General features: G+C 66.4%; 4 protein-coding genes. All 4 read left to right on the forward strand.

Translation table 11 applies throughout. From position 1 onward, the window contains the following. Positions 1 to 1,631, forward strand: a 1,631-nt coding sequence (gene rho / locus ABB28_RS17285; protein WP_057687594.1) for a transcription termination factor Rho, incomplete at its 5' end; no start/stop codon positions are given. A gap of 371 nt (positions 1,632 to 2,002) precedes the next feature. Then, complete coding sequence (locus ABB28_RS17290) at positions 2,003 to 3,016, forward strand: LacI family DNA-binding transcriptional regulator (RefSeq protein WP_057687595.1); 1,014 nt, start codon at positions 2,003 to 2,005, stop codon at positions 3,014 to 3,016. Positions 3,017 to 3,356: 340 nt separating this feature from the next. Then, positions 3,357 to 6,347, forward strand: a complete 2,991-nt coding sequence (locus ABB28_RS17295; protein ID WP_057687596.1) for a TonB-dependent receptor — start codon at positions 3,357 to 3,359, stop codon at positions 6,345 to 6,347. 6 nt (positions 6,348 to 6,353) lie between these two features. Then, positions 6,354 to 7,385: a cupin-like domain-containing protein gene (locus ABB28_RS17300; protein ID WP_152983507.1), complete on the forward strand. Its 1,032-nt coding sequence runs from the start codon at positions 6,354 to 6,356 to the stop codon at positions 7,383 to 7,385. The last annotated feature ends 19 nt before the right edge of the window (positions 7,386 to 7,404 follow it).

Here is a 7,404-nt window from a genome sequence, read left to right on the forward strand (position 1 = left end):
GCCCCGCTCCGCCCCCCGCGCCCGCTGCAGCGGCGCCGAGCGCGCCCGCTGCCGAAGCACCCGCCGCCCACGGCGGTGACGGCAACGAAGGCCGCGAATCCGGCCAGGGACGCCCGCAGCAGAACAACAACAACAACCAGGCAGGTGGCCAGCAGAACACCGCAGGCGGCCAGAACCAGGGCCCCTACCAGGGCAACCAGCAGAACAATGGCCAGGGCCAGGGCAACCGCCGCGACCGCTTCCGCAACCGACGCGACCGTGACCGCCCGGCACGTGGCGGTGGCCGCGACGATGGCCTGCCGCAGGACAACAACGAACAGCAGCCGTTCGTGCGCACCCAGCAGGCCAACGTGCCTGAGGGCTTCCCGGTGTATTCGCTGAGCGACCTCAAGCGCATGCCGGCGCAGAAGCTGCTGGAAATCGCCGAGCAGCTGCAGATCTCCGAAGGTGTCGCCCGCGCCCGCAAGCAGGACGTGATCTTCGCGCTGCTGAAGGTGCTGACCCGCCACGGTGACGGTGTCGCCGCCGACGGCGTGCTGGAAATCCTGCCCGACGGGTTCGGCTTCCTGCGCGCGGCCGAAGCCAGCTACCTGGCCGGTCCGGACGACACCTACATTTCGCCCAGCCAGATCCGCCGCTTCAACCTGCGCACCGGCGACCACCTGTCCGGCCGCATCCGCTTCCCCAAGGACGGCGAGCGCTACTTCGCGCTGTCCATCGTGGACACCATCAACGGTGAGCCGCTGGAAGCGTCCAAGAACAAGGTGCTGTTCGAGAACCTGACCGCCCTGTTCCCGCGCAAGCGCTTCACCCTGGAACGTGGCAACGGCTCGTCCGAAGACATCACCGGCCGCATCCTCGATCTGATGGCACCGCAGGGCAAGGGCCAGCGTTCGCTGATCGTCTCCCAGCCGAAGGCCGGCAAGACGATGATGATGCAGCAGGTGGCGACGGCCATCACCACCAATCATCCGGACGTGCACCTGATCGTGCTGCTGATCGATGAGCGCCCGGAAGAAGTGACCGAAATGCAGCGCACCGTGCGCGGCGAGGTCATCAGCTCGACGTTCGACGAGCCGGCTGCGCGCCACGTGCAGGTTGCCGAAATGGTGATCGAGCGGGCCAAGCGCCTGGTCGAGCACAAGAAGGACGTGGTGATCCTGCTGGACTCGATCACCCGCCTGGCACGTGCCTACAACAACGTGGTGCCGAGCTCGGGCAAGGTGCTGACCGGTGGTGTGGATGCCAACGCGCTGCACCGTCCGAAGCGCTTCTTCGGTGCGGCACGCAACGTGGAAGAGGGCGGCAGCCTGACCATCATCGCCACTGCGCTGGTCGACACCGGCAGCAAGATGGACGAGGTGATCTACGAAGAGTTCAAGGGCACCGGCAACAGCGAAGTGCACCTGAGCCGTCGCATCTCTGAAAAGCGTGTGTTCCCGGCGATCGACATCAACCGTTCGGGTACCCGCCGCGAAGACCTGCTGATCGAGCCGGAGCTGCTGCAGAAGATCTGGATCCTGCGCAAGCTGCTGCATCCGATGGATGAAATGGCTGCGATGGAGTTCCTGCTGGACAAGATGAAGAACACCAAGTCCAACGACGAGTTCTTCGGTTCGATGAAGCGCTGAGTTCCCGGCGCCGGACGATCCACGACAAGGCCCCGCATTGCGGGGCCTTTGTTGTTTCGGGGGCGCGTGCCTTGCGACGGGTGGGCGGGCTGTCCGGGACACGCCGCAAGTACGTCCTTGCAGGCTACGGTTCGGCTCCTGCCTCACAGTGTCCCGGACAGCCCGCCCACCCGTCGCCCTGACAGTATTCGTCCGCCGCCAGAAAGCGATGCCTCGGTAGCGCCGAGCCATGCTCGGCGAGCGCAGCGGGCTTGGCAGGGACAGGGGCCCCGGCAACCGTGCTGCGCTGCGCCGTGGCAATATCGGCCCGAGGCTGCACCATCGCTCGGCGCGCACCGGCCGCCGCTGGCACATGGAGGATCACCTGCACCATGCGTAGTCGAATCGAGGACGTCGCTGCGGCGGCAGGGGTCTCCATCAAGACCGTGTCGCGCGTGCTCAACAACGAACCCAACGTGCGCGAGCAGACCCGGTCGCGGGTGCGCGAGGCGGTCGCGCGGCTGGGCTACAAGCCCAATCTCTACGCGCGCAGCCTGGCCGGCCAACGCTCCTATTCGTTGGCGCTGGCCTACAACAATCCCTCGCGCAACTACCTGATGGAGATCCAGAGCGGCATGCTGGATGCCTGCCACGGCAACCACTACAACCTGCTGCTCGGCCCGGTGGGGATCGGGCGGCATGCCCTGCCCGACCTCAGCGCGCTGTTCGACAACTCACGCCCCGACGGCGTCGTGCTGATTCCACCGCTCAGCGATGATCCGGTCGTGCTGTCCTACCTGCAGCAGCATGACATTCCGTTTGCCAGCATCGCCCCGCGCGATCCCACCGGCGCCATCGGCGTGCGCATGGACGAGACCACCGCGGTGGTGGAACTGATGCGCCACCTGATCGCGCTGGGCCATCGGCGCATTGGCCACATCAAGGGGCCGCGGGCGCACGGTGCCTGCCAGTGGCGCCACGCGGGTTATCGTGCGGCGTTGCGCGAAGCCGGCATCGCCTACGACCCGGCGCTGGTGGTCGGCGGGCAGTTCTCCTTCGAATCCGGCATTCCCGCAGCCCATCGCCTGCTCGACCTGGCCGATCCGCCCACGGCGATCTTCGCTGCGAACGACGACATGGCCGCGGCCGTGTACCGGGTGGCCGGTGGCCGCGGCCTGCAGGTCCCACGCGACCTGTCCGTCTGCGGTTTCGATGACACCCCGATCGCCAGCCACATCTTTCCCGCGCTGACCACCGTGCGCCAGCCCACTGCGGAAATGGGACGGCTGGCGACGCTGCAGCTGTTGGACCGCATCCGTTCGCCGGGTGCCGGCAGGATGATCACGCTGGAGCATGCCGTGCTGGTGCGCGAATCCACGGCTGCACCGGGCCAGCGCCGGCGCTGACGGCATCGCCGGCGCTGGCCGTTGTCCAGCGCTGTCAGCGTTGCCCCCATCGGCGCTGCGCAGAACCATTCTGCATCGCAGCACGGGCAAGTCCCCCTGCTGACGCGTGGCAGGCCGCCCCGTTTTTCCCCATGACACTGCAATTACAAGGCTTCGCGCAGGCGCGCCCGGCCTGCCCCTGCATTCAGCCGGCGCAGGCAAAACGACAAGCCGAGGCGCACCGAAGGCGCTTTGTTGACAACGCTGTCAACGCATCCCCAAATCGCTCCCGTCATGTAGTTGCCGCGTTCCAGCCGAAATCAAACCCGCTGTTTCCGCACTCCCTGGGGAGGGATCCGCAATGAAGAAGTACAAGGCCGTACCTCGCAAGACACTGCTCGCCTCCGCCCTGCTGGTGGCCGTCGCCGGCCCCGCCTGGGCGCAGGACGCCACCGGGACCGCAGCGCCCGATCCAGCCACCCTGGACACCGTGCAGGTGACCGGTATCCGCGGCAGCCTCACCTCGTCGATGAACCTCAAGCGCGACAGCCAGGGCGTGGTGGACGGCATCGTGGCCGAGGACATCGGCAAGTTCCCGGACACCAACCTGGCCGAGTCACTGCAGCGCATCAGCGGCGTGTCGATCGACCGCACCTCCAGCGGCGAAGGTTCCAAGGTGACCGTGCGCGGCATAGGTCCGGACTACAACCTGGTGCTGCTCAACGGCCGCCAGATGCCCGCCTCCAATCTCGGCAACGGCGGCGGCGGACTCTCCGGTTCGCGCTCGTTCGATTTCGCCAACATCGCCTCCGAATCGATCTCCGCGGTGGAGGTGTTCAAGACCACGCGCGCCGACAATCCGACCGGTGGCATCGGCGCGACCATCAACATCAAGACACTGCGCCCACTGGAAGCGGCGCCGGTGGTCAGCCTTGGCATGAAGGCGGTGCATGACACCTCCAACGACAACGTGCCGCGCACCCTGCAGGGATCCAACGTCACCGGCGAGCTGTCCGGTATCTTCAGCCAGACCTATGCTGACGGACGCTTCGGCGTAGCCCTCAGCGCCAGCCACCAGGAGCGCGATTCGGGCTTCAACCAGGCCACCGTCGCCGAAGGCTGGGCCACGCTGCGCGGCGATGACACCAGTGACTGGCGCGCATTGCCGCAGCCCGGCACGGGCTACTCGGACCGGATCACCAACCGGCCTGGTGCCGATGACATCTACGGCCGTCCGCAGAACACCGCGTACAACGTCAATGCCGTGCAGCGCCAGCGCACCAACGGCCAGGCCACGCTGCAGTGGAAGCCGCTGGACAATGTCACCACCACGCTGGATTACACCTATGTCGAGAACAAGGTGCAGCAGCAGCGCAGCGAGCTGTCGGTGTGGTTCAACTACGGGCCCGGGGACAGCACCTGGACCGATGGCCCGGTTGCCGCGCCCATCGTGTACAGCGAAGACGTGGTCAACGGTGACGTGGCCATGGGCGGCATGAAGCTGGCCACCCGCAACCGCATGGACTCGCTGGGCTTCAACGTGGACTGGGAAGTCAACGACGCGCTGGACATGTCCTTCGACTACCACCGCGCCAGCGCCGAGTCGCAGCCGGATGGTCCGTATGGTTCGGCCGGCGTGCTCGGCGTGGCCGCGTACGTGCGCGGCAGGACCACGGTGGATTACAGCGGCGACCTGCCGATCATCAACATCGCCCTGCCACCGGGCGGCGTGCAGGCGTCCGATGCGCTGGTCACCGGTTCGGTATTCCAGAACAGCTACAACAAGTCCGAAGTGGAGCAACTGCAGGCCAAGGGCGTGTTCCGTTTCGCCGATTATTCGGCACTCGATTTCGGCGTCGGCCACACCCAGGTGGACAACCGTTCGGCGGCGGCGATCGAGCAGCGTGACAGCTGGGGCGGCGTCGGCACGCCGGCCGACTACGCCGACGATATCTGGTACGCCGATGACATGGGCAAGTACTTCAAGGCCTTTTCCGGGCACAACGACCCACGCCTGACCGGCCAGTTCCTGGTGTTCGACTTCGACCGCCTGCGGGAGCGTGCGGCGCAGGTCGCCAACGGCGCCGAGCCGGCCTGTCCAACGTGCTATCTCGCCCCGACCGAGTACTCCGAAGACATCCGCACCACCGAAAAATCAAAGAGCGCCTACCTGCAGTACCGCACCACCTTCGACTGGAACATGCCGCTGCATGTCGCGGCCGGCGTGCGCTATGAGCAGACCGAAGTGGAATCGCTGGCGCTGGTGCGCGTGCCGACCTCGATCAGCTGGAACTCGCTCAACGAGTTCAACATCACCTATGCCGACGACGGCGCCTTCATCGGCGGCACGGGCAAGTACGATTACGTGCTGCCCAACGTCGACCTCAAGCTGGACATCAACGAGTCGCTGGCGCTGCGCGGCAGCTACAGCCGAAGCCTGGGTCGCCCGGGCTGGACGCAGATCGAGAGCGGACAGCGCCTGGACAACATCGTGCGCACCCAGGGCGGCACCGGCTCGCGTGGCAATCCGGCGCTGGAGCCGCTGTTGTCGGACAACTTCGACCTGTCGCTGGAGTGGTATTACGGCGATGCCAGCTACGCCTCGGTCGGTTTCTTCCGCAAGAACATCAAGAACTTCATCAGCAACACCATCGCGCGCGAAGATGCCGGCAGCCTGCACACGCCGGTGGGCGGCGCGTACTGGAATGAAGCGCTGGCGTCGGGCTGCGTCACCACCGATACCGTGTGCATCCGCAACTACATCTTCACCAACCACGCCGGCGATCCGGGCGTGATCTCCACCGGCGTCAACTCGGCCGGCCAGCAGACCGGCAGCATCGTCGGCCAGCCGGGCGACCCGATCGCCGGGTTCGACATCACCCTGCCGGCCAACCAGCGTTCGGATCATCTGGACGGCTGGGAAGTCGCGGTGCAGCACCTGTTCGGCCAGTCCGGTTTCGGCGTGGCGGCGAACTACACCAAGGTGAGGTCCGGGCTGACCTTCGACAACCTGAGCCTGGGCGACCAGTACCCGATGATCGGCCTGAGCGATTCGGCCAACGCAGTGCTGTTCTATGACAAGAACGCGTGGCAGATCCGCGCGGCGTACAACTGGCGCGACAAGTTCCTCAACGGCATCGGCGGCCAGGGACCAAACCCCAACTACACCGAAGCCTACGGTCAGCTCGATCTGAACATCAGTTACGCGGTGAGCGAACAGCTGACGCTGAGCGTGGAGGCGATCAACCTGACCGACGAAACGATGCGCACCTACGCACGCCACAGCAACATGCTGCGCTATGCCACCCAGACCGGCCCGCGCTACATGTTCGGCATGCGTTACAAGTTCTGAGCGACGATGCGCCTGCCCCCGCCCCGCCCCATCGAGGAAGTCCAGCTCGCCGATCCTGCGGCACTGCCTGCCGCACTGCGTAGCTGGACCACGCCGAAGGTGGTGCGGGGGCTGGCCGCCGGCTGGCCGCTGGTTCGGGCCGCACGGCAGTCAGACACCGCCGCGGCGGACTATCTCAAGCAGTTCGACCACGGGAGCATGCCGGTCACCGCCACCACCGCCGCGCCCGGCACGCAGGGCCGGGTGTTCTACAACGAGGACCTGACCGGCTTCAATTTCCGACGCGAACAGGTGCCGCTGCGCGTGGTCCTCGATACCCTGATCAAGTACCGCAGCGATCCGCACGCGCCGACCATCTACGTGGCGTCCACCACCCTGGATACCTACCTGCCGGGACTGCGGCAGGCGAATCCGCTGCCGCTCGGACAGGCTGATCCGCTGGCCAGCATCTGGATCGGCAACCGCTCGCGCATCGCCGCCCATCACGATGCACCGGACAACCTCGCCTGCGTGGCGGCAGGACGCCGGCGGGTCATGCTGTTTCCTCCTGCGCAGATCGGCAATCTGTACATCGGCCCGCTGGACTTCACTCCTGCCGGCCAGGCCGTCAGCCTGGTCGATTTCGCCGCGCCGGACCTGCAGCGCTTCCCGCGTTTTGAACAGGCGATGCAACAGGCACAGGGCGCCGTGCTGGAACCCGGCGATGCGCTGTTCATTCCCGCCCTGTGGTGGCACCACATGGAGGGACTGGAGGCGTTCAACATTCTGGTCAATTACTGGTGGCGCCCGGTTGAGGCATGGCGCGATGCGCCGATGAATGCCCTGATGCTCGCTTTGCTCGCGGTGCGTGATCTGCCTGCAGCGCAGCGCGCGGCCTGGCAGGCCGTGTTCGAACACTACGTGTTCAACGCCGATGACCAGGTTGCCGCGCACGTGCCGGCGCATGCACGTGGCGTACTGGGCGAGATGGATGAATCATCCGCCGCGCGGCTGCGCGAGGTGCTGCGCACGCGGTTGTCGCGGGGATCGAACGGGTAACCCCCTCGCGGGTGGCTTG

This window comes from Stenotrophomonas chelatiphaga (assembly GCF_001431535.1).
GTDB lineage: Bacteria > Pseudomonadota > Gammaproteobacteria > Xanthomonadales > Xanthomonadaceae > Stenotrophomonas > Stenotrophomonas chelatiphaga.

Coding starts and splice junctions, on each gene's coding strand:
- ABB28_RS17290 (WP_057687595.1), top strand. CDS start 2,003: ATGCGTAGTCGAATCGAGGACGTCGCTGCGGCGGCAGGGGTCTCCATC.
- ABB28_RS17295 (WP_057687596.1), top strand. CDS start 3,357: ATGAAGAAGTACAAGGCCGTACCTCGCAAGACACTGCTCGCCTCCGCC.
- ABB28_RS17300 (WP_152983507.1), top strand. CDS start 6,354: ATGCGCCTGCCCCCGCCCCGCCCCATCGAGGAAGTCCAGCTCGCCGAT.